The sequence below is a fragment of the Streptomyces caelestis genome, assembly GCF_014205255.1.
GTDB classification, from domain to species: domain Bacteria; phylum Actinomycetota; class Actinomycetes; order Streptomycetales; family Streptomycetaceae; genus Streptomyces; species Streptomyces caelestis.
Map to the genome: position 1 here is coordinate 5,537,474 of NZ_JACHNE010000001.1, position 25,711 is coordinate 5,563,184.

The window sequence follows — 25,711 nt, forward strand, 5'->3', positions numbered from 1 at the left end:
AGGCGGGCGGACTAGGCCCTATACCACTTCCCGCTGCTCCGCGCGAACATCTTCTGCTATTCAGCGCAAACTGCTGAAAGCAGACGGTCGCTGGCGTTACTGTCAGTTTCGTGTTCGCTGCAGAACGTCGCCAATTGATCCTCGAAATGGTGCGAGCGAACGGGGCCGTGTCGCTCCGTGAGCTCGCCCGCGTCGTCCAGACCTCCGAAGTGACCGTACGGCGGGACGTGCGCGCGCTGGAGGCAGAAGGACTCCTCGACCGCCGGCACGGCGGTGCGGTACTGCCGGGCGGTTTCACGCGGGAGTCCGGCTTTCCGCAGAAGTCTCATCTCGCGACCGCCGAGAAGACCGCCATCGCCGACCTCGCCGCGAATTTCGTGGAGGAGGGCGAGGCGATCGTGGTCGGGGCGGGTACGACGACCCAGGAGCTGGCCCGCCGGCTCGCCCGGGTGCCCGGGCTGACCGTCGTCACCAACTCACTTCTCGTCGCGCAGGCGTTGGCCCATGCCAACCGGGTCGAGGTCGTGATGACCGGCGGTACGCTCCGCGGCTCCAACTACGCCCTGGTCGGCAGCGGTGCCGAGCAGTCCCTGCACGGGCTGCGGGTGTCGCGGGCGTTCCTGTCCGGGAGTGGTCTGACCGCGGAGCGGGGACTGTCCACGTCCAACATGCTGTCGGCGTCGGTCGACCGGGCGTTGGTGCAGGCCGCCGCGGAGGTCGTGGTCCTCGCCGACCACACCAAGCTCGGGACGGACACGATGTTCCAGACCGTGCCGACGGATCTCATCACCCGCCTCGTGACGGACGAACCGCCTGCCCACGACGATCGTGCGGCGACGGAGCTTCAGGCACTCGCCGATCAGGGAGTGCAGATCGCTGTCGCGGGGGCGCCGGGGGGTTCGGCGGGGGCGGGGAGCCCCGGGGGTGATGCCGTCCCGGCGCGTCAGCAGCGCCGGGATGTGCCGTTGCCCGGGCCTCGGAGGCAGGCGCCGGGGGCGGGGAGTGGGTTGCGGTCGGCCGCGATGCTCGGGGAGCAGAGTCCTGGGGCGGAGCGGGCCAGGGTTGCCGATCTGCGGCGGCGTTGACCCGACGGGTCAGCTGAGTCGCTGCTGATTGCCAGGTGCTCGGCGTTGTTGCCGGGGCGGTGTGGGTCGACAGCCTGGCGTGGAAAGGTGCCGCCGGCGGCTGCTGAGGCCGGGGCGTTGCGCAGCCCGGCGGTGCGGGGTGCCTCCCCCAAGCTCTTCGAGCAGGGGGTACCCCCAGCGCCCACCCGTGCCGCCCAAGCGGCATGACTGCCCGCAGCCAAGGCGGCTACGACTGCCCGCAGCCAGGGAACTAGGCCGGCCACGCCTGCCCGCGGCTGAGTGGAGACACCACCGGCGCGGCCCCGAGCCGGGGCCGCGCCGTAGGCGTTGTCCGGTTCGCTCAGTCCTTGATCTCGCAGATCGCCGCGCCGGACGTGACCGACGCGCCGATGTCCGCGCTGAGGCCCTTGATCGTGCCGGACTTGTGCGCGTTCAACGGCTGCTCCATCTTCATGGCCTCGAGGACGACGACGAGGTCGCCCTCCTTGACCTCCTGGCCCTCCTCCACCGCGACCTTGACGATGGTGCCCTGCATGGGGGAGGCGAGGGTGTCGCCGGAGGCGGCGGGGCCCGACTTCTTCGCCGCGCGGCGCTTGGGCTTGGCCCCGGCCGCGAGGCCCGTGCGCGCCAGGGACATGCCCAGGGACGCCGGGAGGGAGACCTCCAGACGCTTGCCGCCGACCTCGACGACCACCGTCTCGCGGCCCGGCTCCTCGTCCGCCTCCAAGGCGTCCGCAGCCGCCGTGAAGGGCTTGATCTCGTTGACGAACTCCGTCTCGATCCAGCGGGTGTGGACCGTGAACGGCCCGTCCTGGCCGTGCACCTCCGGCGCGAACGCCGAATCCCGCACCACCGCACGATGGAACGGGATCGCCGTCGCCATGCCCTCGACCTGGAACTCCTCCAGGGCACGGGCGGCCCGCTCCAGCGCCTCCTTGCGCGTGCGGCCGGTGACGATCAGCTTGGCCAGCAGGGAGTCCCACGCCGGGCCGATGACCGCTCCGGACTCCACGCCCGCGTCCAGCCGCACACCCGGGCCGGACGGCGGGGCGAACGTCGTGACCGTGCCGGGGGCCGGCAGGAAGTTGCGGCCCGGGTCCTCGCCGTTGATGCGGAACTCGAAGGAGTGACCGCGCAGCACCGGGTCGTCGTAGCCGAGCTCCTCGCCGTCGGCGATGCGGAACATCTCGCGGACGAGGTCGATGCCGGCGACCTCCTCGGTGACCGGGTGCTCCACCTGGAGGCGGGTGTTGACCTCGAGGAAGGAGATCGTGCCGTCGTTGCCGACGAGGAACTCGACCGTGCCGGCGCCGACGTAGCCGGCCTCCTTCAGGATCGCCTTGGAGGCCGAGTACAGCTGCTCCACCTGCGCGTCGGACAGGAAGGGGGCGGGCGCTTCCTCCACCAGCTTCTGGTGCCGGCGCTGGAGGGAGCAGTCACGCGTGGAGACCACGACCACGTTGCCGTGCTGGTCGGCGAGGCACTGGGTCTCGACGTGCCGCGGCTTGTCGAGGTAGCGCTCGACGAAGCACTCGCCCCGGCCGAAGGCGGCGACGGCCTCGCGGACCGCCGAGTCGTACAGCTCCGGCACCTCTTCCAGCGTCCGCGCGACCTTCAGACCGCGGCCACCGCCACCGAACGCCGCCTTGATGGCGATCGGCAGCCCGTGCTGCTCGGCGAAGGCGACGACCTCCTCCGCACCGGACACCGGGTCGGGCGTGCCCGCCACCAGCGGGGCGCCCGCGCGCTGCGCGATGTGCCGGGCCGCGACCTTGTCGCCCAGGTCGCGGATCGCCTGCGGGGGCGGGCCGATCCAGATCAGGCCCGCGTCCAGGACCGCCTGCGCGAAGTCCGCGTTCTCGGAGAGGAAGCCGTAGCCGGGGTGGATCGCGTCCGCGCCGGACTCGCGCGCGGCCTTCAGCACCTTCTCGATGTCGAGGTAGCTGGTGCCCGGCGTGTCACCGCCCAGGGCGAACGCCTCATCCGCGGCGCGGACATGCAGAGCGTCCCGGTCCGGGTCGGCGTAGACGGCCACGCTCTTGATGCCGGCATCCCGGCAGGCCCGGGCCACGCGGACAGCGATTTCGCCACGGTTGGCGATGAGCACCTTGCGCACGATGAGGCTCCCTCCTTGAAACAAGCCGAGTTTAGGGACTGCCGACACGGCACTTCGACCCGTCCCCAGTGGTGAGCTTTCCCACACGGAGCGTGATGCGAGGCTCGCTCGACCCGCGAAATCCCTTGTCGCGCAGCGGCAGGCAGTACTTCTCCGGCAAACCCTAGCCCTCCCCTGTGGCCAAGGTCTCTGTCATCACGTGCTGCGGGCCACTCGGTTTCTTTGTGGAGTCCCTACGAATGGCCCAATGATTCTTTGCCCGCCGCAGAACCCTTGTCCCAGGGTTTACCGGTGAGTAGCGTTCGCGATGTCTCGAACGTACTAGGGGTAAGTGGGTGGGCCCGGTGGTGCGCAGGCCGGTGGCGTGGGTCGTGGCGGTGGTGCTGTTCGGTGAGGCGCTCGGAGTCGCCGCGCTGAACTGGTTCCTCGGCGTCGTCGTCGACCGCCAGGAGATGTCCCTGGCCGGGCTCGACCCGCACATGATGTCCGTGTCGTCGAAGATCGGCGGGATCGCCTTCGGCCTCTACTTCGCGCTGTGCGGCCTGGTCGCCCTGCTGGTGGCGCTGCGGGACCGGCCCCCGGCGGGCTTCGGGCGGGTGCTGCTGGTCAGCGCGGCGGTCGTGCACGGCCTGCTCGGCGCCTTCACGTGGGGGCTCGTCGGCTGGCCCGCGTTCCTGTTCATGGTGCTGGTGCTCGGCCTGATCGTGCTGCTGCTCATGACGTACGACCGTCCGGCCGAGCCCGCCGACGCCGCGCCCCAGGGCCGGACGGGAGGCGACGGAACCCCGGTCACTTCTCCGCCGGCGCCCACAACTCCGTGATCCCGACGCCCAGTTCGGCGAGCAGCCGGCGGACGAGGGGCAGGCTGAGACCGATCACGTTGCCGTGGTCGCCGTCGATGCCGTCGATGAACGGGGCCGAGCGGCCGTCCAGTGTGAACGCACCGGCGACGTAGAGAGGTTCGCCGGAGGCGACGTAGGCGGCGATCTCCTCGTCGGTCGGCTCGCCGAAGTGGACGACGGTGGACGCGGTGGCGGAGGCGTAGCGGCCGGAGAGCGTGTCGTAGACGCAGTGACCGGTCTGGAGTGTTCCGGCGCGCCCGCGCATCGCCTTCCAGCGGGCCGTGGCCTCCTCGGCGTCCGCGGGCTTGCCGAGGGCCTGGCCGTCCAGGTCGAGCACCGAGTCGCAGCCGATCACGAGCGCGCCCCTGGCCTCCGGCCGGGCCGCCACGACGGAGGCCTTCGCCTCGGCCAGGGCGAGCGCCAGCTCGGCGGGTGTGGGTGCGGTGACGGCGTCCTCGTCGACGCCGCTCACGATCACCTCGGGGGCGAAACCGGCCTGGCGGAGCAGCCCGAGCCGGGCGGGGGACTGGGAGGCGAGGACGAGTCGGCGGCGCGGCTGATCTGTCATGCGTTCAGCGTATCGGCGTCACCTGACGCGTCTCACCTCACGCCGATCACGATCATCGCGAGCACCATGGCCAACGCCATGAGAACGCCCAGCCGCCGCAGCATGTCCTGCATGTCCCGCAGCTCTTTCGGCGGTTCGTTCTCGGGGTCGGACCACAGCATGCCTTCCATCGTCGGACGGAGGGCGGGGTGGCGCCTGAGTACGAGTACTCAACTTGTCCCAGGCCCCACCCCTACGGGTCCCCGACGGGTCAGCCCGGCCAGTACGTGCGGCCCCATGCCGCCGGGCCCGGCTGGGGCAGGCGATGGGTCGCGATGCGGGACGGGTCGGACCAGGAGTCGCGGGCGGCCGGCGCGCCGGGCGGCGTGGCGGCCGCCGCCGCGGCGCGGGCCCTGACCACCGCCAGAGCGGCGGCCAGCTCCTCCGGGGTCGGGTTGCCCCGTACGACCTTGATCGTCATGTGGGCCTCCTGGGTCGCTGGGGCTAGAGGGGGATGTTGCCGTGCTTCTTCGGAGGCAGGGATTCCCGCTTCGTCCGCAGTTGACGCAGACCCCGTACGACGTGCCGGCGGGTGTCGGACGGCAGGATCACCGCGTCGATGTAGCCGCGCTCGGCCGCGACGTAGGGGTTGAGGAGGGCGTCCTCGTACTCCTGGATCAGCCGGGCGCGGACCGCCTCCAGATCCTCGCCGCTCGCCTCGGCCTCGGCGATCGTGCGGCGGTGCAGGATGTTGACCGCGCCCTGGGCGCCCATGACGGCGATCTGGGCGGTGGGCCAGGCGAGGTTGAGGTCGGCGCCCAGGTGCTTGGAGCCCATCACGTCGTAGGCGCCGCCGAAGGCCTTGCGGGTGATGACCGTGATGAGCGGGACGGTCGCCTCGGCGTAGGCGTAGATCAGCTTGGCGCCGCGGCGGATGATGCCGTCGTGCTCCTGGTCGACGCCGGGCAGGAAGCCGGGGACGTCGACGAAGGTGATGACCGGGACGTTGAAGGCGTCGCAGGTCCGCACGAAGCGGGCCGCCTTCTCGCTGGCCTTGATGTCCAGGCACCCGGCGAACTGCATCGGCTGGTTGGCGACGACGCCGACCGGCCGGCCCTCGACCCGGCCGAAGCCGGTGACGATGTTCGGCGCGTACAGCGGCTGCGTCTCGAAGAACTCGGCGTCGTCCAGGACGTGCTCGATCACCGTGTGCATGTCGTACGGCTGGTTCGCGCTGTCCGGGACGATCACGTCCAGCTCGCGGTCCTCGTCGGTGACCTCGAGGTCGGCCTCCTCGGGGAAGGCCGGCGGCTCGGAGAGGTTGTTGGACGGCAGGTACGACAGCAGCTGCTTGATGTACTCGATGGCGTCCTTCTCGTCGCCCGCCATGTGGTGGGCGACGCCGGACGTCGAGTTGTGGGTCCTGGCTCCGCCCAGCTCCTCGAAGCCGACGTCCTCGCCGGTGACGGTCTTGATGACGTCGGGCCCGGTGATGAACATGTGCGAGGTCTGGTCGACCATGACCGTGAAGTCGGTGATGGCGGGGGAGTAGACGGCCCCGCCCGCACACGGGCCGACGACCAGGCTGATCTGCGGGATGACACCCGACGCGTGGGTGTTGCGGCGGAAGATCTCGCCGTAGGCGCCGAGGGAGGCGACACCCTCCTGGATCCGGGCGCCGCCGGAGTCGTTGATGCCGATGACCGGGCAGCCGGTCTTCAGGGCGAAGTCCATGACCTTGACGATCTTCTGCCCGTAGACCTCGCCGAGGGCCCCGCCGAAGACGGTGAAGTCCTGGGAGAACACGGCGACCGGGCGGCCGTCGACGGTGCCGTAACCGGTGACGACCCCGTCCCCGTACGGCCGGTTCTTGTCGAGGCCGAAGTTGGTGGAACGGTGCCGGGCGAACTCGTCGAGTTCGACGAAGGAACCCTCGTCGAGCAGGAGATCGATCCGCTCACGGGCCGTCAGCTTGCCCTTGGCGTGCTGCTTCTCGACCGCGCGTGCGGAGCCGGCGTGCGTCGCTTCCTCGATGCGGCGCTTCAGATCCGCGAGCTTGCCCGCGGTCGTGTGAATGTCAGGCTGCTGCTCTTCCGGCTCGGACATCGGGATGTGGCTCCCTGCCTGCTCAAAAGGGGGGACGGTTACTCATCCGTAGAGTAGTGGGGTGCCTTCGTATCGGCAGTGCGGCGTTTACCACACCTAGGGTGGCTTGCATGACGCCGCGAGATGCATCAGAGCCGAACGGTAGCCGTTGGTCGGACCTGGACCGTCCGCCCCTCAACATCACCGCCCTGCGCCGGGGTCTGGTGCATGAGGGCGGGCTGTGGTCCGAGGTGGACGTGGTGCAGCGCACCGGCTCCACGAACTCCGACCTGGTCGCCCGGGCGGCCGAGGGCAGGGCCGCCGAGGGCGCGGTGCTCGTCGCCGAGGAGCAGACGGCCGGGCGCGGGCGTCTGGACCGGCAGTGGACGGCGCCTCCGCGCTCCGGCCTGTTCTTCTCCGTGCTGCTCACGCCGAGCGAGGTGCCGGTGGCGCGGTGGGGGTGGCTGCCGCTGCTCACGGGTGTCGCGGTGGCGACGGGGCTGTCGCGGGCGGCGGGGGTCGACACGGCGCTGAAGTGGCCGAACGACCTGCTGGTCACCGTGCGGGGCGAGGAGCGCAAGGCCGGGGGGATTCTGGCGGAGCGGGCGGGTGACGGCGGGGTCGTCATCGGCGTCGGCATCAACGTCACGCTGAAGGAGGCCGAGCTGCCCGTGCCCACGGCGGGGTCGCTGGGGCTGGCCGGGGCCGTGAGCACGGATCGGGATCCGTTGCTGCGGGGGGTGCTGCGGTCTCTGGAGGAGTGGTACGGGAAGTGGCGTGCGGCGGCGGGTGACGCGGGTACGTGCGGATTGCACGCGGCATATGCGGCGGGGTGCGCGACGCTCGGGAGAGAAGTGCGGGCGGAGTTGCCGGGGGATCGGGCGGTGGTGGGGGAAGCGGTTGCCGTGGACGGGGACGGGCGGTTGGTGCTGGCTACGGGGGAGGGGGTGCAGGAGCCTGTGGGTGCGGGGGACATCGTGCACCTGAGGCCTGCTTGACGGTTGCTCGGCGTTGTCGCTGGGGGCGGAGCGTTGGGCAGCCCGGCGGAGCGGGGTGCCTCCCCCAAGCTCTCGGCTTCGCTCGAGCAGGGGGTACCCCCATCGCCCACCCGTGCCGCCCCAGCGGCACGACTGCCCGCAGCTAGCGGGACCGGCGGTCCGCAGATGGCGGATTGATCAGCCCCCTCAGCCCGTCCGGCGATTGAGGACGAGGCCGTTCAGGCCGATCGGGGGTCCAGGGGGCGGAGCCCCCTGGGGACGGTGGGGCAACGCCGGGTGCCTCGGACAGGCCGGGTACCTCACCTCACCCTCCGGCTCCACCTAACGGAGTGAGCTGGCGCACACCTGCCGTAGAGTTGAGGCCGGTCGATACATGACCGTGACAGATCGGAAGGGCAGCACGCGTGACCGTCGACGACTCGGGTTCCGGCGAGGACGCGCAGGGCGCCGACTCCGGCGAGGATCCGCTCGCCCTGCGCCTCGAAGGGCTCATCCTGGGCGCCGAGCGCCGCTACACCCCGTTCCAGGCGGCCCGCAGCGCCGGCGTCTCCATGGAACTGGCCTCCCGCTTCTGGCGGGCGATGGGCTTCGCCGACATCGGGCAGGCCAAGGCGCTCACGGAGGCGGACGTCCTCGCACTGCGGCGCCTCGCCGGTCTCGTCGAGGCGGGGCTGCTGAGCGAGGCGATGGCCGTGCAGGTGGCCCGGTCCACCGGGCAGACCACCGCGCGGCTCGCCGAGTGGCAGATCGACTCCTTCCTGGAGGGGCTGACCGAGCCGCCCGAACCGGGCATGACGCGCACCGAGGTGACGTACCCGATCGTCGAGCTGCTCCTGCCCGAGCTGGAGGAGTTCCTGGTCTACGTCTGGCGGCGGCAGCTCGCCGCCTCGGCCGGACGGGTCGTGCAGGCCGCGGACGACGAGGAGATGGTGGACCGGCGGCTCGCGGTCGGCTTCGCCGATCTGGTCGGGTTCACGCGGCTGACCCGCCGGATGGAGGAGGAGGAGCTCGGCGAGCTGGTCGAGGCCTTCGAGACCACCGCCGCCGACCTGGTCGCGGCGAACGGCGGCCGGCTGATCAAGACCCTCGGGGACGAGGTGCTGTACGCCGCCGACGACGCGGGCACGGCCGCCGAGATCGCCCTGCGGCTGATCGAGACCATGGCGCACGACGAGACGATGCCGGAGCTGCGCGTCGGCATGGCGTTCGGCACGGTCACCACCCGTATGGGTGATGTCTTCGGTACGACCGTGAACCTGGCCTCCCGGCTCACCTCGATAGCTCCGAAGGACGCCGTGCTCGTCGACACCGCCTTCGCCGAGGAGCTGATCCGCACGCAGGACGCCCCCTCCTCGGAGGCGGAGGCGGCCGAGGAGGCCGCGGCGGCGGAGAAGGAGGGCGAGGAGCCGCCGACGTACCGGTTCGCGTTGCAGCCGATGTGGCAGCGGCCGGTGCGCGGGCTGGGCGTCGTCGAGCCGTGGCTGCTCACGCGGCGGGACGGCGGCTGACGGGGCCGGTCGGGGCTCTCCGGTCAGGGTTCTCACCTCGGCGGGTCCAGGCACAGGCCGATGACCGGCACGCACAGGCCCGGGTCGTGCGGTTTCTTCGGCTGCTCGGGCTCGGGCTCGGGCTCGGCCGCGGGGGCGTTCCGGTCCGGCGGTGAGGGCGTGGTCTGGGCCGGGCGTGAGGCCTTGCCGTTGCCCGTGGCCGTCGGGGCCTGGGGACGTGCCGCGTCGGCGGTGGTCGTCGGCCGGGGAGTCGCTGCCCTATCCGCCCCTCGGGTGTCGACGGGCAGGGACGCGGACGGGGCGGACGAGGCGTCGGCCGGGCCGCGGGTGCCCGGCGACGGGGGCGGGCCGCCCAGGGCGGTGGGCGACGAGGGGCTCGCCTCGGGGGTGGTGAGGGCGGTGGCGTCGGTGTTCGCGGCCTCGTCCGTGCCGGTCGTCACCGGGTCCGGGCGAGGCTCGGCCTCGACGGTGGCGACGCTGTCGGTGCCGGGGCCGGAGGTCAGGCGTACGAGGCTCAGTGCACCGGCTGCCAGGGCGAGGCCGCCGGCGGCGAGCAGGGCCTTGCGAGGGCGGGGCTTGCGGTGCCGGCCTCGTGAGCGGGGGGACACGGGGCCGGTTTCCGTCGGGTCCGGTTCGCAGGGCGTGCCTGGTTCGTACGGCGTGTTCCGCTGTGGCTTCGCCGGCGTGTTCGTGGTCGTCATGGTTCCTCCCCGGTACGCACGCGCCCCCAGTGCGCCGCGGCGGATGCACGCTATGCGCTCCCATGGGCGATCGGAGCGGAGATGGGGTGATGTCACTCGAACGGGTGGGCGGGGTGGTACCGCGGGCACCGGACGCGTCCGCTCTTTCGCGGGTGGGGCGGGGCTGCGATGATCGGAACGGTGAGGTGTTAACCGACGTTAACCGGAGGGTGTCATGAGTGAGGAACGGTTCGGGGAGTTCGTCCTGGTGCGGCGGCATGAGCAGGGGCATGTCGCGGAGCTCGTCCTCGACCGGCCCAAGGCCATGAACGCGGTGTCGACGGAGATGGCGCGGTCCATCGCCGGGGCGTGTGCGGCGCTGGGGGAGGACCGGGACGTACGGGTGGTCGTCCTGACCTCGACGCATGAGCGGGCGTTCTGTGTCGGGGCGGATCTGAAGGAGCGGAACTCGTTCAGCGACGCGGAGCTGGTGCGGCAGCGGCCGGTGGCGCGGGCGGCGTACACCGGGGTGCTGGAACTGCCCGTGCCGACGGTGGCTGCGGTGCACGGGTTCGCGCTGGGGGGCGGGTTCGAGCTGGCGCTGGCGTGTGACGTGATCGTGGCGGACCGCACGGCGGTGGTGGGGCTGCCGGAGGTGTCGGTGGGGGTGATTCCCGGGGGCGGGGGTACGCAGTTGCTGCCGCGGCGGGTGGGGGCGGCGCGGGCGGCTGAGCTGATCTTCTCGGCGCGGCGGGTGGAGGCCGTCGAGGCGGGGGAGTGGGGGCTGGTCGATCAGGTGGTGGAGGAGGGGCGGGACCGGGAGTCGGCGTTGGAGCTGGCTGCTCGGATCGCCGGGAATTCGCCTGTGGGGTTGCGGGCGGCGAAGCGGGCGTTGCGGTTGGGGCAGGGGTTGGACCTGCGGGCTGGGCTCGAGGTGGAGGATGCGGCCTGGCGGGCTGTGGCGTTTTCGGGGGACCGGGCGGAGGGGGTCGCTGCGTTCAATGAGAAGCGGCGGCCGGAGTGGCCGGGGGAGTGATCCGGGGGGGGCGGTTGTCCCGTGCTCGGCGCTGTCGCTGGGGTCGGGTGGGTCCGCAGTCCGGCGGAGCGGGGTGCCGCTTCGGGACGGGTGCCGCCCTTGGGGGCGCGATTGCCCGCAGCCAGGTCTCCCCGTTCGCCCCGTCAACAGAACCAAATGGCTGGAAACTGCCTAGCCTGGGGTGATGGGTGAGGACAGACGGCTCGTGGCTGTCGTCGCGTTGGCTCAGGGGATGGCGGCCGCACACGGGTCGCATGAGGCGTGGCGTGCGGCGGCTGTCGGGGCGTGCCGGGCGCTGGGTGGGAGCTTTGCCGCGCTGTCGGTGTGGGAGCGGGAGCTCGGGCGGTTGAAGGTCCTCGTGAACGTCGGTGAGCTGGCCGACGGGGAGGAGGAGTTCCCGGAGGACGAGTCCTACCCGGTGCACCAGTTCGCCGAGATCACCGAGTTCCTGCACGAGCGGTGGGCCGGTGGCGGGGAGCCGGACGCGTGGGTGGAGACCGCTGAGGGGCCCGCCGCCGGGCGGCGTCCCGGGTACTGCCACCAGCGCGTCGTCGCCCTGCGCCGCCGTGGCCGCGGCTGCTGCGTGGTCGCGCCCATCGTGCTGCACGGCCGGGCCTGGGGCGAGCTGTACGTCGCCCGGCCGGCCGGGGAGCCCGTCTTCGAGCGGGCCGACGCCGACTTCGCCACCGTCCTGGCCGCCGTCGTCGCCGCCGGCATCGCCCAGACCGAGCGGCTGGAGGAGGCCCGGCGCCTGGCCTTCACCGACGCGCTGACGGGACTGGCCAACCGTCGTGCCGTGGACGTACACCTGGAGCAGGCGATCGAGCGGCACCGCAGGGACGGAACCGTCGTCAGCCTCGTCGTCTGCGATCTGAACGGGCTCAAGCGCGTCAACGACACCCACGGGCACGCCGTCGGCGACCGGCTCCTGGAGCGTTTCGGCTCGGTGCTGTCGCTGTGCGGGGCCATGCTGCCGGGGGCCCTGGCGGCACGGCTCGGCGGGGACGAGTTCTGTCTCCTCGCGACCGGGCCGTCCGCCGACCAGGTGGTGAAGGCGGCCGGTGAACTGTGCCGCCGGGCGGCGGAGTTGGAGCTCGGGGACGGTGTGGCCTGCGGGGTCGCCTCCACCGAGGATCCGATCGGGCCCGTGAGCTCCGCCCGCCGGCTGTTCCGGCTCGCCGACGCGGCCCAGTACCGGGCGAAGGCCGAGCGGGCCACCCGGCCGGTCGTCGCCGGGCGGGCCGGGCCGGACGATCCCGTCGTGCGGCTCGCGGACGAGCCGTCCCAGGACGCGGGCGGTGAGCGCCGGCGGTTCCGGGGGCGGCACGCGCCCTGACGCCGGCCCCCGGGCGGTGTGACGTATCGGTAAGGGGTGAACCGGGTCCCCAGTGGTGACATCATCGAATTCACTGCGTACGCTCCTGAATATGGATATGCACACTGTGGTGGTGGGGGCGTCCGGGGTGACCGCGTCCGACGTGCTCGCCGTGGCGCGCGGCGGCGCCCGCGTCCAGCTCTCCGAGGAGGCGGTGGCCGCCCTCGCCGCGGCCCGCGAGATCGTGGACGCGCTGGCGGCCAAGCCCGACCCCGTGTACGGCGTGAGCACCGGCTTCGGGGCCCTGGCGACCCGGCACATCAGCCCGGAGCTGCGCGCACAGCTCCAGCGCAACATCGTCCGCTCGCACGCCGCGGGCATGGGGCCGAGGGTGGAGCGGGACGTCGTACGCGCCCTGATGTTCCTGCGGCTGAAGACCGTCTGCTCCGGCCGCACCGGTGTACGGCCCGAGGTCGCGCAGACCATGGCCGATCTCCTCAACGCCGGTATCACCCCGGTCGTCCACGAGTACGGCTCCCTCGGGTGTTCCGGCGACCTCGCACCGCTGTCCCACTGCGCGCTCACGCTCATGGGGGAGGGGGACGCCGAGGGCCCCGACGGTGTCGTGCGCCCGGCCGCCGAACTCCTCGCCGCGCACGGCCTCCAGCCGGTCGAACTGCGCGAGAAGGAAGGCCTCGCCCTCCTCAACGGCACCGACGGCATGCTCGGCATGCTGGTCATGGCCCTGGCCGACCTGGACGCGCTCTACACGTCCGCCGACGTCACGGCCGCCCTGTCGCTGGAGGCCCTGCTCGGCACCGACAAGGTCCTCGCCCCCGAACTGCACGCCATCCGGCCGCATCCGGGACAGGCCGCCAGCGCCGCCAACATGCTGGCCGTGCTGAAGGGTTCGGGCCTGACCGGCCATCACCAGGACGACGCCCCGCGCGTCCAGGACGCCTACTCGGTGCGCTGCGCCCCGCAGGTCGCCGGTGCCGGACGCGACACCATGGCCCACGCCCGGCTCGTCGCCGACCGGGAGCTGGCCTCCGCCGTCGACAACCCGGTCGTGCTGCCCGACGGACGCGTGGAGTCCAACGGCAACTTCCACGGGGCGCCGGTCGCTTATGTCCTGGACTTCCTCGCCGTCGCCGTCGCCGACCTCGGCTCGATCGCCGAGCGGCGCACGGACCGGCTGCTGGACAAGAACCGCAGCCACGGCCTGCCGCCGTTCCTCGCCGACGACGCCGGTGTGGACTCGGGCCTGATGATCGCTCAGTACACCCAGGCCGCGCTGGTGAGCGAGCTGAAGCGGCTCGCCGTACCGGCGTCCGCCGACTCGATCCCGTCCTCCGCCATGCAGGAGGACCACGTCTCGATGGGCTGGTCGGCGGCGCGCAAGCTGCGCACGGCCGTCGACAACCTCACCCGGGTCCTGGCCGTCGAGCTGTACGCCGCCACGCGCGCGATCGAACTGCGCGAGGGGCTGACCCCGGCGCCCGCGACGCGGGCGGTCATCGACGCCCTGCGGGAAGCGGGAGTTCAAGGCCCGGGACCGGACCGGTTCCTGGCGCCCGACCTGGCCGCGGCGGAGGCGTTCGTGCGCGACGGGCGGCTGTTGACCGCGGTGGAGACGGTCACCGGCCCGCTTCAGTAAGACGGTTCACCGGCCCGCTTCGGTAGACGGCGCTTCAGTAAGAGAAGGGCCGCGTTTCGGTGAGAGAAGGCCCGCCGGGGCCCTGCCGCGGGGCAGGGCCCCGGCCGCGTGACGTCAGAAGCCGAGCCGTTCCCGGCGGACCGAGTACGCGACGAAGCCCGCCCCCAGCGTGAGGAAGAGCGTGCCGCCGATGACGTACGGCGTGCTGTCGAAGCTGCCCGTGTCGGCGAGGCGGGCGCCGGTGCCGGTGACGGAGTCGCCCGCGGTCGTGGCCGCGATCCGCGCCTGCTGCGCGACCTGCGGTGACGGGCTCGACGCGACCGCGTCTCTCACCGGGGAGTCCGACGTCGCGTTGGCGGACGGGACGAACCACAGGGCGCCCAGCAGGGTCGCCGCGGCAGTGGCGGTCAGCAACGGACGGCGAGCGGATGACACGGAATATCGATCCCCTTGTGGCGCTGGCGAATTGGCCGTGTGGAGCGATGTTAGTGAAAGTCGCGGGTCACGGGAAAGTCACGGGAGGTCCTCGACGTACGCTCGCGCCATGAGCACTCCAGAGACATCACGTTTTGTCCGGCTTCGGGTGGAGCTCGTTCTCGAAGTCGAGGACGCGGACGGGATCACCAAGGCCGCGCTGCGCCGGATCGCCGACGACGGTGAGATGCCGGCGGCGGAACGGGTCCACGCCGAGAGCGCTGTGACGGAAGACACTGCGGAGGCCCTCGCGTACCTCGTGGACCCGTTCGACCTGGTCAGTCAGGTGCCGGGGGTGGAGCTCCAGCAGGCCTCCTGGAGCAGCGAGCGGATCGACTACGACCCCGATTCGCCGGAGTGGGACCTCGACGAGGATGATGGCGACGACGACAGCGACAGCTGAGGCGGTTGGGAAAAGAGTGACCCCTGGCGGCAACCGTCGTCCGGGGTCTCTGCGTCTCATGCGGCGCACCGGCCTCGTCGGCACCGTCCGCGCTCGTGCGCCGCGGACGGTCGCGGACGTGGTGATCCCCACACGTGCGTGACCTGGGGAACCGGACGAACCGGTCGTAGCGTTGAAAGTTCTCGGCGAGGACTCGCTCGTTCTGACGGGGGCACTTGGACTTTGACGGGGACATTCGGGGTTTTGGGGAAATCAGCAACGATGGAGAAGCGTGTGATGACGGTCAGCAAGCGGCGCAGGGGCCTGACGGTCGCGTCCGCACTGCTCGGCGGAGTGCTGGTGCTCTCGGCCTGTTCCGGCGGCGGCGACAGCGCCTCCGGGGGCGGCGGCGACAGCTCCCAGTCCAAGGTCGACGAGGCCGCGGCCAAGAAGGCCTCCGAGGCGCAGATCAAGATCACGCCCGAGGACGGCTCCGACAACGCCTCCATCAACAACTCCGCCGCCGTCACCGTGAGCAAGGGCACGCTCACGAGCGTCAAGATGACGACGTCCGACGGCACGGAGGTCAGCGGCGAGATATCCGCCGACAAGACCAGCTGGAAGCCCAGCACGCAGCTGGAGCGCTCCACCACCTACAAGCTGGCGGCGGAGGCGAAGGACTCCGAGGGCCGCGTCGCCCACGAGAACGCCTCGTTCACCACGGTCTCCCCGGCCAACAGCTTCATCGGCACCTTCACTCCGGACGACGGCGCCACCGTCGGCGTCGGAATGCCGGTCTCGATCAACTTCGACAAGGCGATCACCAACAAGGCCGCCGTCCAGAAGGGCATCAAGGTCAGCACGACCAGCGGCCAGGAGGTCGCCTGCCACTGGTTCAACGCCAACCGCATGGACTGCCGCCCCGAGGACTACTGGAAGGAAGGCTCCACCGTCACGCTGAAGCTCGCGCTCGACGGTGTCCAGGGTGCCGAGGGTGTCTACGGCGTCCAGCAGAAGACGGTCACGTTCAAGATCGGCCGCAACCAGGTCTCGTACGTCGACGCGAAGACCAAGCAGATGAAGATCACGCAGGACGGCAAGGTCGTCCGGACGATCCCGATCTCCGCCGGCTCGCCGGAGAACAAGACCTACGAGGGCGTCATGGTGATGTCCGAGAAGTTCAAGGAGACGCGCATGAACGGCGCGACCGTGGGCTTCACGGACGACGACGGCAAGGGTGAGTACGACATCAAGGACGTGCCGCACGCCATCCGCCTGTCCAGCTCCGGCACCTTCATCCACGGCAACTACTGGGGCGCGAAGTCCATCTTCGGCAACGTGAACACGAGCCACGGCTGCGTCGGTCTCCAGGACGCGAAGGGCGCCGACAACCCGAACACCCCGGGCGCGTGGTTCTACAACAACTCGATGATCGGTGACGTGGTGGTCGTCGAGAACACCGGCGACAAGACCATCGCGCCGGACAACGGGCTCAACGGATGGAACATGAGCTGGGCCGACTGGAAGGCCGGTTCGGAGCTCTGACGACCCCGTAGCCGCACGCAGCGAGCCGTCGCTCTGCCCCCGTTTTCCGGGGCGGGCGGCGGCTTCCTGCTTCTCCCCGCCACTTTTGTCAAGGAGAACACGCGTGCTCAAGCGTCCTGCCCTGTAACGGAGTTCCGGCAGCCGTGTAACAGCCTGCCGACGGATCTCTTACCGTCCTCTCATCTCTTGAGTGCCTGATCACCCCTCGGCATACTGCGTGTTCCGGGGGGTGTACGCCCATGCGTACGAGACCACCCCCGGCCGGGTGAACGGGGAATTCGCCCGGTACTTCTGCAAGGGGGAAACTTGCGCAGACAAGTGAAAAGGGCGTGCGCGGCCACGGTCGCCACAGCGGCAGCCGTGGCCCTGGCGGCGGGAATGACCAGCCCGGCGTCGGCGAACGGCGAGCAGACGACCGCAGCCACGAAGCAGGCGTCGGTCACCGCCAAGCAGCGCATCACGCTGATCACCGGTGACCGGGTCGTCCTGGACGCCAAGGGCCGGGTCATCGGCCTGGAGCGGGCCAAGGGACGCGAGGACATTCCCGTCCAGGTCCGCAAGCTCGACGGCCACACGCTCGTGATCCCGGCCGACGCGGCCCGTCTGGTCGCCACCGGCAAGCTCGACCAGCGGCTCTTCGACGTCACCGAGCTCAACAGGTCCGCGACCCGCAAGGCCCAGAAGAAGGGCCTGAAGGTCATCGTCGGCTACCAGGGCAGCGCCGCGGCCACCAAGGCCGACGTCCGCGACGCGGGCCGGCTGAGCCACTCTCTGAAGTCCGTGAACGCGGACGCCGTGCAGACGCCGCAGGAGGACGCGCCCGAGCTGTGGGACGCGGTCACCAACGGCGACAAGACCGCCTCCGGCATCGCGCACGTCTGGCTCGACGGCGTCCGCAAGGCCAGCCTCGACAAGTCCGTCCCGCAGATCGGTGCCCCCAAGGCCTGGGCGGCCGGCTACGACGGCAAGGGCGTGAAGATCGCCGTCCTGGACACCGGTGTCGACGCCACCCACGCCGACCTCAAGGGCCAGGTGATCGGCGCCAAGAACTTCACCACCTCGCCCGACACCACCGACAAGGTCGGACACGGCACGCACGTCGCCTCCATCGCGGCCGGCACCGGCGCGAAGTCCGGCGGCAAGTACAAGGGTGTCGCGCCCGGCGCGAAGATCCTCAACGGCAAGGTGCTCGACGACGGCGGCTACGGCAGCGACTCCGAGGTCCTCGCCGGCATCGAGTGGGCCGCCGCGCAGGGCGCCGACGTCGTCAACATGAGCCTGGGCGGCGGCGACACGCCCGCGATCGACCCGCTGGAAGCGGCGGTGAACAAGCTGTCCGAGGAGAAGGGCATCCTGTTCGCCATCGCGGCCGGCAACGAGGGCGACTTCGGCGAGCAGACCATCGGCTCCCCGGGCAGCGCCGCCGCGGCCCTGACCGTCGGCGCGGTCGACGACAAGGACGTGCTGGCCGACTTCTCCAGCCGTGGCCCCGGCATGGACGGCGCCCTCAAGCCCGACGTGACCGCGCCCGGCGTGGACATCACCGCGGCCTCCGCCCCGGGCAACCAGATAGCCGCCGAGGTCGGCGAGAAGCCGGCCGGCTACATGACGATCTCCGGCACGTCGATGGCGACCCCGCACGTCGCGGGCGCCGCGGCACTGCTCAAGCAGCAGCACCCGGCCTGGAAGTACGCCGAGCTGAAGGGCGCCCTCACGGGCTCCACGAAGGGCGGCAAGTACACGCCGTTCCAGCAGGGTACGGGCCGTATCCAGGTCGACAAGGCCATCAAGCAGTCCGTGATCGGCGACCCGGCGTCCGTGAGCTTCGGCGTCCAGCAGTGGCCGCACACCGACGACAAGCCGGTCAGCAAGGAACTGACGTACCGCAACCTCGGTACGAAGGACGTCACGCTGAAGCTGACGTCGACCGCCACCAACCCGAAGGGCCAGGCCGCTCCGGCCGGCTTCTTCAAGCTCGGTGCCACCTCGGTGACCGTCCCGGCCGGCGGCAAGGCCTCCGTCCCGTTCACCGTGAACACCAAGCTGGGCGGCACGGTCGACGGCGCCTACTCGTCGTACGTGACGGCGACGGGCGGCGGCCAGACCGTCCGCACGGCCGCCGCGGTGCAGCGCGAGGTCGAGTCGTACGACGTCACGCTGAAGTTCCTCGACCGTGACGGCAAGCCCGCCAAGAACTACAGCGCCGACCTGGCCGCCGTCTCGGGCCTGGGCAAGGGCAAGTTCTTCTCGCCGTACGACGCGGACGGCACCGTCACCACCCGTGTGCCCAAGGGCGGTTACGTCCTCAACACGAACGTCTACGCGGGCGACGACCCGGAGAAGTTCCAGGGTGCCGACTGGCTGGCCCAGCCCAAGATGAACGTCACCAAGAACACGACGGTCACCGTGGACGCCCGCAAGGCCAAGCCGGTGAACATCACCGTGCCGGACAAGGCCGCCAAGTCGGAGTTCGCCTATGCCGACTACACGGTGGAGACGAAGGACAGCAGCTACGGCTTCGGCTGGATGCTCGACTCCTTCGCCGACCTGCGCACCGCGCACGTCGGCCCGCAGATCACCGACGGTTCGGTGACCCAGCAGTGGGACGGCCACTGGACCAAGGGTGACAAGGAGCAGTACGACGTCACCGGCGGCGGCAAGGTCAAGCAGCTCGCCACCGGCTACACCAAGCACTACAAGGCGAGCGAGCTCGCCACGGTGAAGGCGGGCCTCGGCGCTGCGGCGAAGGGCAAGAAGGGCTCGATCAGCGCCGTGGGCTGGATGCCCTGGAGCAGCGGAGCCACCTCGATCGGCATCGAGCAGTCTCTGCCCGGCACGCGGACGCTGCACCTGTCCACCGCGGGCGGCGTGCAGTGGGACCTCGAGTTCGCCCAGTACGGCGGTGTCGACGCGGACGGCTTCCCGATCGACGAGGCCGGCTACACGCTGGGCACGCAGAAGTTCGCCGCCGGCAAGACCTACTCGAAGACCGTCAACACGGCCGTCTTCGGGCCGCGGATCAACGCCGATTTCGGCCTCTTCCGTGAGGGCAACCAGCTCTACGGCTCCCTGCCGCTGTTCGCGGACGGCAAGGGCAACGCGGGCTACTCGACCTTCTCCGCGGTCGACACGACGCTCTACCGCAACGGCAAGAAGGTCGGCAGCAACAACGACCCGCTGTTCGGCGAGAAGCAGTTCAAGGTCCCGGCCGGTGACGCCGAGTACAAGCTGACGACGTCGGTCAAGCGCAGCGTCAAGGTCGCGGCGGCCTCCACCCGCATCGACGCCAGCTGGACGTTCCGCTCCAAGAAGACCGACGGCCTCAAGCAGCTGCCCGCCTCCACGGCCCGCTTCAACGCGGCCACGGGGCTGGACAGCAAGGTCCCGGCCGGCAAGACGGTCAGCGTCCCGGTCACCGTCGAGGGCGCGGCCAAGGGCAGCAACCTGAAGTCGCTGGCGGTGTACGTCTCGTACGACTACGGCAAGACCTGGAAGAAGCTGACCGTCAAGAAGGGCAAGGTCAGCTTCAAGAACCCGGCGAAGGGGAAGGCCATCTCCTTCCACGCCAAGATCGCCGACAAGAAGGGCAACAAGTCGACGGTCTCGATCTACAACGCCTACTACGGCAAGTAGGCCGTAGGGCACGTCCGTCACGGGCCCGTCGGGAGCTTCGGCTCCCGACGGGCCCCGCCGCATCAGGAGGGCCTCGTATGACTGCCGCAGTGACCGCCATGATCACCGCCGTCGTGGGCGTCCTCGGCACGCTCTTCGCGCCGGTGCTCAGCCAGCGGCTGACCGTACGGCAGCGGGAGGAGGAGACCCGGGCCGGCGAGGAGCGGCGGCGGTTCGAGGAGCGCAGGGACACGTACACGGCGATGAACCGGGCCTCACGCCAGTTCCACACCCTCCTGAAGGACGCCCTGCACCGCCTGCGCGACGAGGTCTACGGCGACGCCGAACGCGACCAGCTGGAAGAGACACGGCGCGACTACCGGGACCGGTACGCGCAGGCCCAGATGATCGTCCCCGAGCGCATCCTGGAGGCCTCACGGTCGGTGAACGAGGTCCTCGCGGGCATCGACGCGGCGGTCAAGCGGTTCGATCGTGGCGTGGCCCGGGACGGCGAGAGCGCCGAGGGCGCCCTCCTCGAACTGAAGGAGGCCGAGCCGCGGCTGTCCGCGATGCGCAGACTGATGCGGGAGGATCTCGGCGTCGCCGAGTGAGGCGGAGACGTCGCTCACTCCGACTGCGTCGAAGCCCTGGTGCCCGAGCGAGCCGCGTCCGCCCCCCAGCTCGCCAGCAGCCGCAGCGCCTCCGCCGACGCGGAGCCCGGTTCCGCGTGGTACGTGAGCAGGGACTGCTCGGCGTCGTCGACCAGGCGGAACGTCTCGAAGGACAGGGTCAGGTCGCCGACCAGCGGGTGCCGCATCCGCTTGACGCCGTAGCTCTTCTCCTTGACGTCGTGCGCGGCCCACAGCCGGCGGAACTCCTCGCTCTTCACGGAGAGTTCGCCCACCAGGCCGGACAGCCGCGGGTCGTCCGGATGGCAGCCCGCGTCCATGCGCAGATAGCCGACGATGTCGGACGCCTTCTGGTCCCACTCGACGAACAGCTCGCGGTAGTCGGGCCTGAGGAACACCAGCCGCGCCCAGTTCCGCTCGGGCGCCGGCAGCTCCGCCCAGTCGCCGAAGAGGGCCGCGGCCATCCGGTTCCAGGCCAGGATGTCCGAGCGGCGCCCGACGACGTACGCCGGGACGGTGTCGATCGAGTCCAGCAGGTGCCGCAACGCCGGCCGTACCTGCTGGGTGCGCGCCGCCTGCTTCTTCTTGTGCTGCTTCGGCTTCGCCAGGTGCATCAGGTGGGCGTGCTCGGCGCCGGTCAGCCGCAGGGCGCGCGCGATCGCGTCCAGCACCTCCGCCGAGACGTTGCGCCCGTTGCCCTGCTCCAGCCGTGTGTAGTACGCCACGGACACCCCGGCCAGCTGAGCCAGCTCCTCACGGCGCAGCCCCGGCACCCGACGCCGCCCGAAGTCGGGCAGCCCCACGTCCTCCGGCTTCAGCCGGGCACGCCGGGTGCGCAGGAACTCACTGAGTTCGGCACGCCGGTCCAGGCCCCCGCCGGTCTGAGGTGCGGGCTCCTGTGCGGGTTCGGGCTGTTCGTCCATGCCGTCCAGTATTCACGGTCGTACGTACACGAGCCTGACCCCGCCAGTGGTACGCACGCTGTGCGTACGCAAAAGCGTGGTCTGGGTAAACACGCGCGGGTTTGGCACGGTGGTGATCGTGCCCGGTCGGAACATCAGAAGGCAGCCGGGCACGGAACCTCGCTAGGAGAACCCCCGGCATGACCACTGTTGCTGCGTACGCCGCCCCCGCGCCCAAGGCTCCCCTGGAGCGCACCACCATCGAGCGCCGCGAGGTCGGCGAGTTCGACGTCCTGATCGACATCAGGTTCGCCGGTATCTGCCACTCCGACATCCACCAGGCCCGCGAGGGCTGGGGCGAGGGCATCTTCCCGATGGTCCCCGGCCACGAGATCGCCGGTGTCGTCTCCGAGGTCGGTCCGGGCGTCACGAAGTTCGCCGTCGGCGACCGCGTGGGCGTCGGCTGCATGGTCGACTCCTGCCGCGAGTGCGAGAACTGCAAGGCCGGGCGCGAGCAGTACTGCGTCCAGGGCAACGTCCCGACGTACAACGGCATAGGCAAGGACGGCGAGCCCACCTACGGTGGCTACTCGCAGAAGGTCGTCGTCGACGAGAACTTCGTCGTCCGCGTCCCCGACGGCCTCTCCCTCGACGTCGCCGCGCCGCTGCTGTGCGCGGGCATCACCCTCTACTCCCCGCTCAAGCGCTTCGGCGCCGGCCCCGGCAAGAAGGTCGCGATCGTCGGCCTGGGCGGCCTCGGCCACATGGGCGTGAAGATCGCGCACGCGCTGGGCGCCGAGGTGACCGTGCTGTCGCAGTCCCTGCGCAAGCAGGAGGACGGCCTGAAGCTGGGCGCGGACCACTACTACGCCACCAGCGACCCGAAGACCTTCGAGGAGCTGGCCGGCACCTTCGACCTGATCGTCTCCACGGTCTCGGCGCCGCTGGACTTCAACGCCTACCTCTCGCTGCTGAAGACCGAGGGCACGCTGGCCAACGTCGGCGCCCCCGAGGAGCCCATCGCCCTCAACCTCTTCTCGGTGATCGGCGGTGGCAAGAGCCTCGCCGGTTCCATGATCGGCGGCATCGCGGAGACCCAGGAGATGCTGGACTTCTGCGCCGAGCACGGCCTCGGCGCCGAGATCGAGCTGATCCGCGGTGACCAGATCAACGAGGCGTACGAGCGCGTGGTCGCCAGCGACGTGCGCTACCGGTTCGTGATCGACACGGCGACGATCTGATCCGTATCGCGCAGTGAGGCAGGGCCCCGGCCGTGTGCCGGGGCCCTGGGCTTGTGCGGACACCCCCTAGCGTCGTCCGAGCAGCCACAGCAGATACGGCCCGCCCACGAGCGAGGTGAGCGCGCCGACCGGGATCTCCAGCGGCGGCAGCAGCGTACGGGCCACCAGGTCGGCGCCGACCAGCACGACGGCCCCTGTCAGCGCCGAGGAGAGCAGCGGGAGGTGCGGCGTACGTGTGAGCCGTCTCGCCAGCTGTGGAGCGGTCAGCGCGATGAAACCGATCGGGCCGGCCGCGCCGGTCGCCGTCGCCGCGAGCACGACACCCGCGGAGCCTTCGGAGGCGCCGATGACCTGGTTGCGCGAACCGTCACCCTGCTTGCCGCTTCCGCTGCCGCCGCCCGGCGAGGAGCAGCCGGCCAGCAGCCCTCCGGCGACGGCCAGGGCCAGAGCGGCTCTCGATCCCACTGCACGCACAGGCACTCCGATCAGAAAACTAAGGTCAGCCTTACCTTAGTTCGTGCGGGAGTAGGGTGGGTCGGGAGGGGAGGCACACCATGACCGTGCAGCTGAACCACACGATCGTTGCCGCGCGCGACAAGCGCCTATCGGCCCGGTTCCTCGCCGACATCCTCGGGCTGGACGTGAGCCCGCCCTACGGCCCGTTCCTGCCGGTCGAGATCTCCAACGGCGTGACGCTCGACTACATGGACAGCCCCGGCGCCATCACGCCGCAGCACTACGCCTTCCTCGTCTCGGAGGACGAGTTCGACCAGATCTTCGCCCGGATCCAAAAGGCCGGTCTGACGTACTGGGCGGATCCGTTCCACAGCCGTCCCGGCGAGATCAACCACAACGACGGCGGCCGCGGCGCGTACTTCGACGACCCCGACGGCCACCGCCTGGAGATCATCACCCGGCCGTACGGCAGCGGCGGCTGACCTTCCGGGCCGGTACGGCCACATGCCGGTTACGGCTGCATGCCGGTGGGGCCCTTGGTCAGCGGCCCCTGGTCAGGAGTCTTGTCCAGTGGTCCCTGGTCGGGGGGCTCCTGGCCGCCCATGTCGAGGCGGAACGGCGGGTACCGGTCGGTCATCAGGGCGGCGTAGGCGGTCACCCGGGCGCACCAGCGGGCGAGGCCGATCAGAAAGTCGAAGAGGTGCCGCGGATAGCGGGCGGTGAACAGCAGGACGACCACCGCGACCAGGGAGAGGAACGGCACCAGCCCACTGCCACCCCGCCAGCCGTCCCCGTCGTCCCGGCCCCAGCCCCAGCCGCCGCCCACGAACATCGCGACGACGATGTACTGCGGGATCGCCAGCAGCCACCACTTGACCAGGACCAGGCCGCGAGAGAGCCGCTCGGGATAGGAGACGTCGAAGTGGGCCGGGTAGTCCGGCACGTCGGCGAGGGTGAACGGCGGGTACCGGTCGGTGCCGAGCGCGGTGTGGGCGTAGTAGCTGACCCGCCAGTTCCACCGCAGGACGCCGACGTTGAAGTCGAAGAGGGGCCGGGGATACCGGGCGGTGAACAGGATGGCGAAGAACGCGACGACGCTCACGAGGACGAACCCGATCCACAGGAAGAACAGCACGATGTAGTGCGGGACGGCGAGCAGCCACTTCACCAGCCACAGCCATCGGGACAACCGGGCGTCGATGGAGGCTTCGAGGCGTACGGGTGACGCTGTGACAGGAACCATGGGGCAGACTCCCTTCGCCTGCAGGCTCGCAAGCGAGGGGGAGTCCCGCGACCTGGGCGGGGCCGTTCGCGCGTCCGGGACCGTCCGCGATCGTTCGCGCGTCCGCGACCGTTACGACGGAACGGGGGCGGCGCTGTCCGGCTCGTCGCTGCCGTCCGGGTCCTGCGGCGGATCGATGAGCTGTTCGCGCACGTAGTTCCAGACCACCGCGATCAGCGCGGCGACCGGGACGGCCAGCAGACTGCCCACGATGCCGGCCAGACTGCCGCCCAGCGTCACCGCCAGCAACACCACGGCGGCGTGCAGGCCGAGCCCACGGCTCTGGATCATGGGCTGGAACACGTTGCCCTCGAGCTGCTGCACCACGACGATGATGGCCAGCACGATCAGCGCGTCCGTCAGGCCGTTGGAGACGAGTGCGATCAGGACCGCGACGAAGCCGGCGAACAGGGCGCCGATGATCGGCACGAACGCGGAGACGAAGGTGAGCACCGCCAGCGGGAGCACCAGCGGTACGCCCAGGATCCACAGGCCCAGTCCGATCAGCACGGCGTCGAGCAGGCCGACGGCCGCCTGGGACCGTACGAAGGAACCCAGCGTGTTCCAGCCGCGCTCGAACACGGTCGGGACGTCGGCGGAGAGCCGGCCGGGCAGCTGGCGGGACAGCCACGGCAGGAACCGCGGGCCGTCCTTGAGGAAGAAGAACATCAGGAAGAGGGCGAGAACGGTGGTGACCAAGCCGTTCACCACGGTGCTCACGCCCGTGACGACAGCGCCGACCATGCTGCCGAGGCCCTCCTGAGCGCGGGCGACCGCGGTGTCGAAGGCCTTGTTGATCTGGGCGTCACCGATGTTCAACGGCGGCCCGGCGGCCCACTCGCGCAGCCTCTGGATGCCCTCGACCACGCCGTCGGTCAGCTGACCGGACTGGGACGCCACCGGCACGGCGATCAGCGCCACGACACCCGCGGAGACCAGCAGGAACAGCACGGTCACGACCGACGCGGCGAGCGCGGGCGGCCACCCGCGACGACGCAGCAAACGGGCCATGGGCCAGGTCAGTGTGGTCAGCAGCAGCCCGACCACGAGCGGCCAGACCACCGACCACATCCGGCCCAGCAGCCACAGCGCCACCGCCGCCATGGTCAGCACCAGCAGCAACTCTGCGGAGACGCGTGCCGATATCCGCAGCGCGTCACGGGTCTTCGTGGAACTCAAGGGCGCAGTCACGGAGGCACCTTATTGCCCCTGCACCCACTGGGTTCCAGTGGTGCCCTGTTCAAGCCCCGCGTGACTCCTCACATGCCCAGTCCGCTGCTTCGGTCACGTACTTGGCGACGTAGACCGCCACTGCAACC

At 70.7% G+C, this 25,711-nt stretch carries 23 protein-coding genes and 1 pseudogene; 13 read left to right on the forward strand and 11 right to left on the reverse strand.

The features are described from left to right. The first annotated feature begins 110 nt into the window (after positions 1 to 110). Positions 111 to 1,085, forward strand: coding sequence for a DeoR/GlpR family DNA-binding transcription regulator (locus HDA41_RS25470; protein WP_184987515.1), 975 nt, complete (start codon positions 111 to 113; stop codon positions 1,083 to 1,085). A 340-nt stretch (positions 1,086 to 1,425) separates the two neighbouring features. On the opposite strand, the gene HDA41_RS25475 is transcribed toward HDA41_RS25470, so the two are convergent. Further along, positions 1,426 to 3,201 (reverse strand): acetyl/propionyl/methylcrotonyl-CoA carboxylase subunit alpha, encoded by a 1,776-nt coding sequence (locus HDA41_RS25475; RefSeq protein WP_184987517.1) that lies wholly within the window; start codon positions 3,199 to 3,201, stop codon positions 1,426 to 1,428. A gap of 344 nt (positions 3,202 to 3,545) precedes the next feature. Between HDA41_RS25475 and HDA41_RS25480 the strand changes: the two genes are divergently transcribed. Further along, a complete protein-coding gene (locus HDA41_RS25480) occupies positions 3,546 to 4,022 on the forward strand; it encodes a hypothetical protein (RefSeq protein WP_184987519.1) in 477 nt (158 codons plus the stop codon). Here the strand turns inward: HDA41_RS25480 and HDA41_RS25485 are convergent. The 4 genes from HDA41_RS25485 to HDA41_RS25495 form a co-directional block, all read right to left on the reverse strand. Further along, positions 3,991 to 4,611: a Maf family protein gene (locus HDA41_RS25485; protein ID WP_184987521.1), complete on the reverse strand. Its 621-nt coding sequence runs from the start codon at positions 4,609 to 4,611 to the stop codon at positions 3,991 to 3,993. The two genes, HDA41_RS25480 and HDA41_RS25485, sit on opposite strands and share 32 nt — an antisense overlap. 32 nt (positions 4,612 to 4,643) lie before the next feature. Beyond that, positions 4,644 to 4,772, reverse strand: a complete 129-nt coding sequence (gene mmpB / locus HDA41_RS41535) for a morphogenic membrane protein MmpB (RefSeq protein ID WP_099499542.1) — start codon at positions 4,770 to 4,772, stop codon at positions 4,644 to 4,646. An 89-nt stretch (positions 4,773 to 4,861) separates the two neighbouring features. Next, a complete protein-coding gene (locus HDA41_RS25490; RefSeq protein ID WP_184987523.1) occupies positions 4,862 to 5,071 on the reverse strand; it encodes an acyl-CoA carboxylase epsilon subunit in 210 nt (69 codons plus the stop codon). 23 nt (positions 5,072 to 5,094) lie between these two features. Next, positions 5,095 to 6,696, reverse strand: a complete 1,602-nt coding sequence (locus HDA41_RS25495; RefSeq protein WP_184987525.1) for an acyl-CoA carboxylase subunit beta — start codon at positions 6,694 to 6,696, stop codon at positions 5,095 to 5,097. Between the two features lie 110 nt (positions 6,697 to 6,806). Between HDA41_RS25495 and HDA41_RS25500 the strand changes: the two genes are divergently transcribed. Next, positions 6,807 to 7,673: a biotin--[acetyl-CoA-carboxylase] ligase gene (locus HDA41_RS25500; RefSeq protein WP_184987527.1), complete on the forward strand. Its 867-nt coding sequence runs from the start codon at positions 6,807 to 6,809 to the stop codon at positions 7,671 to 7,673. Positions 7,674 to 8,077: 404 nt separating this feature from the next. Beyond that, the gene (locus tag HDA41_RS25505) at positions 8,078 to 9,181 is read left to right on the forward strand and encodes an adenylate/guanylate cyclase domain-containing protein (RefSeq protein ID WP_184987529.1); all 1,104 of its coding nucleotides are present in this window, start codon (positions 8,078 to 8,080) and stop codon (positions 9,179 to 9,181) included. Between the two features lie 32 nt (positions 9,182 to 9,213). Here HDA41_RS25505 and HDA41_RS25510 read toward each other — a convergent pair whose 3' ends face one another. Next, a complete protein-coding gene (locus tag HDA41_RS25510; RefSeq protein ID WP_184987531.1) occupies positions 9,214 to 9,882 on the reverse strand; it encodes a hypothetical protein in 669 nt (222 codons plus the stop codon). Positions 9,883 to 10,096: 214 nt separating this feature from the next. On the opposite strand from HDA41_RS25510, the gene HDA41_RS25515 reads away from it, so the two are divergent. The 3 genes from HDA41_RS25515 to hutH all read left to right on the forward strand — a co-directional run bounded on the left by HDA41_RS25515 (position 10,097) and on the right by hutH (position 13,869). Then, a complete protein-coding gene (locus HDA41_RS25515) occupies positions 10,097 to 10,897 on the forward strand; it encodes an enoyl-CoA hydratase/isomerase family protein (protein WP_184987533.1) in 801 nt (266 codons plus the stop codon). A 184-nt stretch (positions 10,898 to 11,081) separates the two neighbouring features. Continuing rightward, positions 11,082 to 12,233: a GGDEF domain-containing protein gene (locus HDA41_RS25520; RefSeq protein WP_184987535.1), complete on the forward strand. Its 1,152-nt coding sequence runs from the start codon at positions 11,082 to 11,084 to the stop codon at positions 12,231 to 12,233. Between the two features lie 97 nt (positions 12,234 to 12,330). Then, positions 12,331 to 13,869, forward strand: coding sequence for a histidine ammonia-lyase (gene hutH, locus HDA41_RS25525; protein WP_184993726.1), 1,539 nt, complete (start codon positions 12,331 to 12,333; stop codon positions 13,867 to 13,869). Between the two features lie 114 nt (positions 13,870 to 13,983). Here hutH and HDA41_RS25530 read toward each other — a convergent pair whose 3' ends face one another. Next, positions 13,984 to 14,283 (reverse strand): hypothetical protein, encoded by a 300-nt coding sequence (locus HDA41_RS25530; RefSeq protein WP_184993727.1) that lies wholly within the window; start codon positions 14,281 to 14,283, stop codon positions 13,984 to 13,986. 130 nt (positions 14,284 to 14,413) lie between these two features. On the opposite strand from HDA41_RS25530, the gene HDA41_RS25535 reads away from it, so the two are divergent. From HDA41_RS25535 to HDA41_RS25550, 4 genes are all read left to right on the forward strand, one after another. After that, a complete protein-coding gene (locus HDA41_RS25535) occupies positions 14,414 to 14,746 on the forward strand; it encodes a hypothetical protein (protein WP_184987536.1) in 333 nt (110 codons plus the stop codon). A gap of 261 nt (positions 14,747 to 15,007) precedes the next feature. Next, complete coding sequence (locus HDA41_RS25540; RefSeq protein WP_184987538.1) at positions 15,008 to 16,270, forward strand: L,D-transpeptidase; 1,263 nt, start codon at positions 15,008 to 15,010, stop codon at positions 16,268 to 16,270. 318 nt (positions 16,271 to 16,588) lie between these two features. Further along, complete coding sequence (locus HDA41_RS25545) at positions 16,589 to 19,903, forward strand: S8 family peptidase (RefSeq protein WP_184993729.1); 3,315 nt, start codon at positions 16,589 to 16,591, stop codon at positions 19,901 to 19,903. A gap of 77 nt (positions 19,904 to 19,980) precedes the next feature. Continuing rightward, positions 19,981 to 20,493, forward strand: coding sequence for a hypothetical protein (locus HDA41_RS25550; protein WP_184987540.1), 513 nt, complete (start codon positions 19,981 to 19,983; stop codon positions 20,491 to 20,493). Between the two features lie 14 nt (positions 20,494 to 20,507). On the opposite strand, the gene HDA41_RS25555 is transcribed toward HDA41_RS25550, so the two are convergent. Next, complete coding sequence (locus tag HDA41_RS25555) at positions 20,508 to 21,434, reverse strand: helix-turn-helix transcriptional regulator (RefSeq protein WP_184987542.1); 927 nt, start codon at positions 21,432 to 21,434, stop codon at positions 20,508 to 20,510. 179 nt (positions 21,435 to 21,613) lie between these two features. Here HDA41_RS25555 and HDA41_RS25560 point away from each other — a divergent pair, with 179 nt between their 5' ends. Further along, entirely contained in the window at positions 21,614 to 22,654 is a 1,041-nt protein-coding gene (locus tag HDA41_RS25560) for an NAD(P)-dependent alcohol dehydrogenase (RefSeq protein ID WP_184987544.1), read from the forward strand. A gap of 66 nt (positions 22,655 to 22,720) precedes the next feature. Here the strand turns inward: HDA41_RS25560 and HDA41_RS25565 are convergent. Then, positions 22,721 to 22,978: pseudogene (locus tag HDA41_RS25565) on the reverse strand (iron chelate uptake ABC transporter family permease subunit); the annotation flags it as partial. 230 nt (positions 22,979 to 23,208) lie between these two features. Here HDA41_RS25565 and HDA41_RS25570 point away from each other — a divergent pair. Next, positions 23,209 to 23,592 carry a VOC family protein gene (locus HDA41_RS25570; RefSeq protein ID WP_184987546.1) on the forward strand — a complete coding sequence of 128 codons (384 nt, stop codon included), beginning with the start codon at positions 23,209 to 23,211 and terminating at the stop codon, positions 23,590 to 23,592. Positions 23,593 to 23,621: 29 nt separating this feature from the next. Here HDA41_RS25570 and HDA41_RS25575 read toward each other — a convergent pair whose 3' ends face one another. After that, on the reverse strand, positions 23,622 to 24,353 hold the full coding sequence (locus HDA41_RS25575; RefSeq protein ID WP_184987548.1) for a DUF4389 domain-containing protein: 732 nt from the start codon (positions 24,351 to 24,353) through the stop codon (positions 23,622 to 23,624). A 111-nt stretch (positions 24,354 to 24,464) separates the two neighbouring features. Then, entirely contained in the window at positions 24,465 to 25,571 is a 1,107-nt protein-coding gene (locus HDA41_RS25580) for an AI-2E family transporter (protein ID WP_184993731.1), read from the reverse strand. Positions 25,572 to 25,711: the final 140 nt, after the last annotated feature.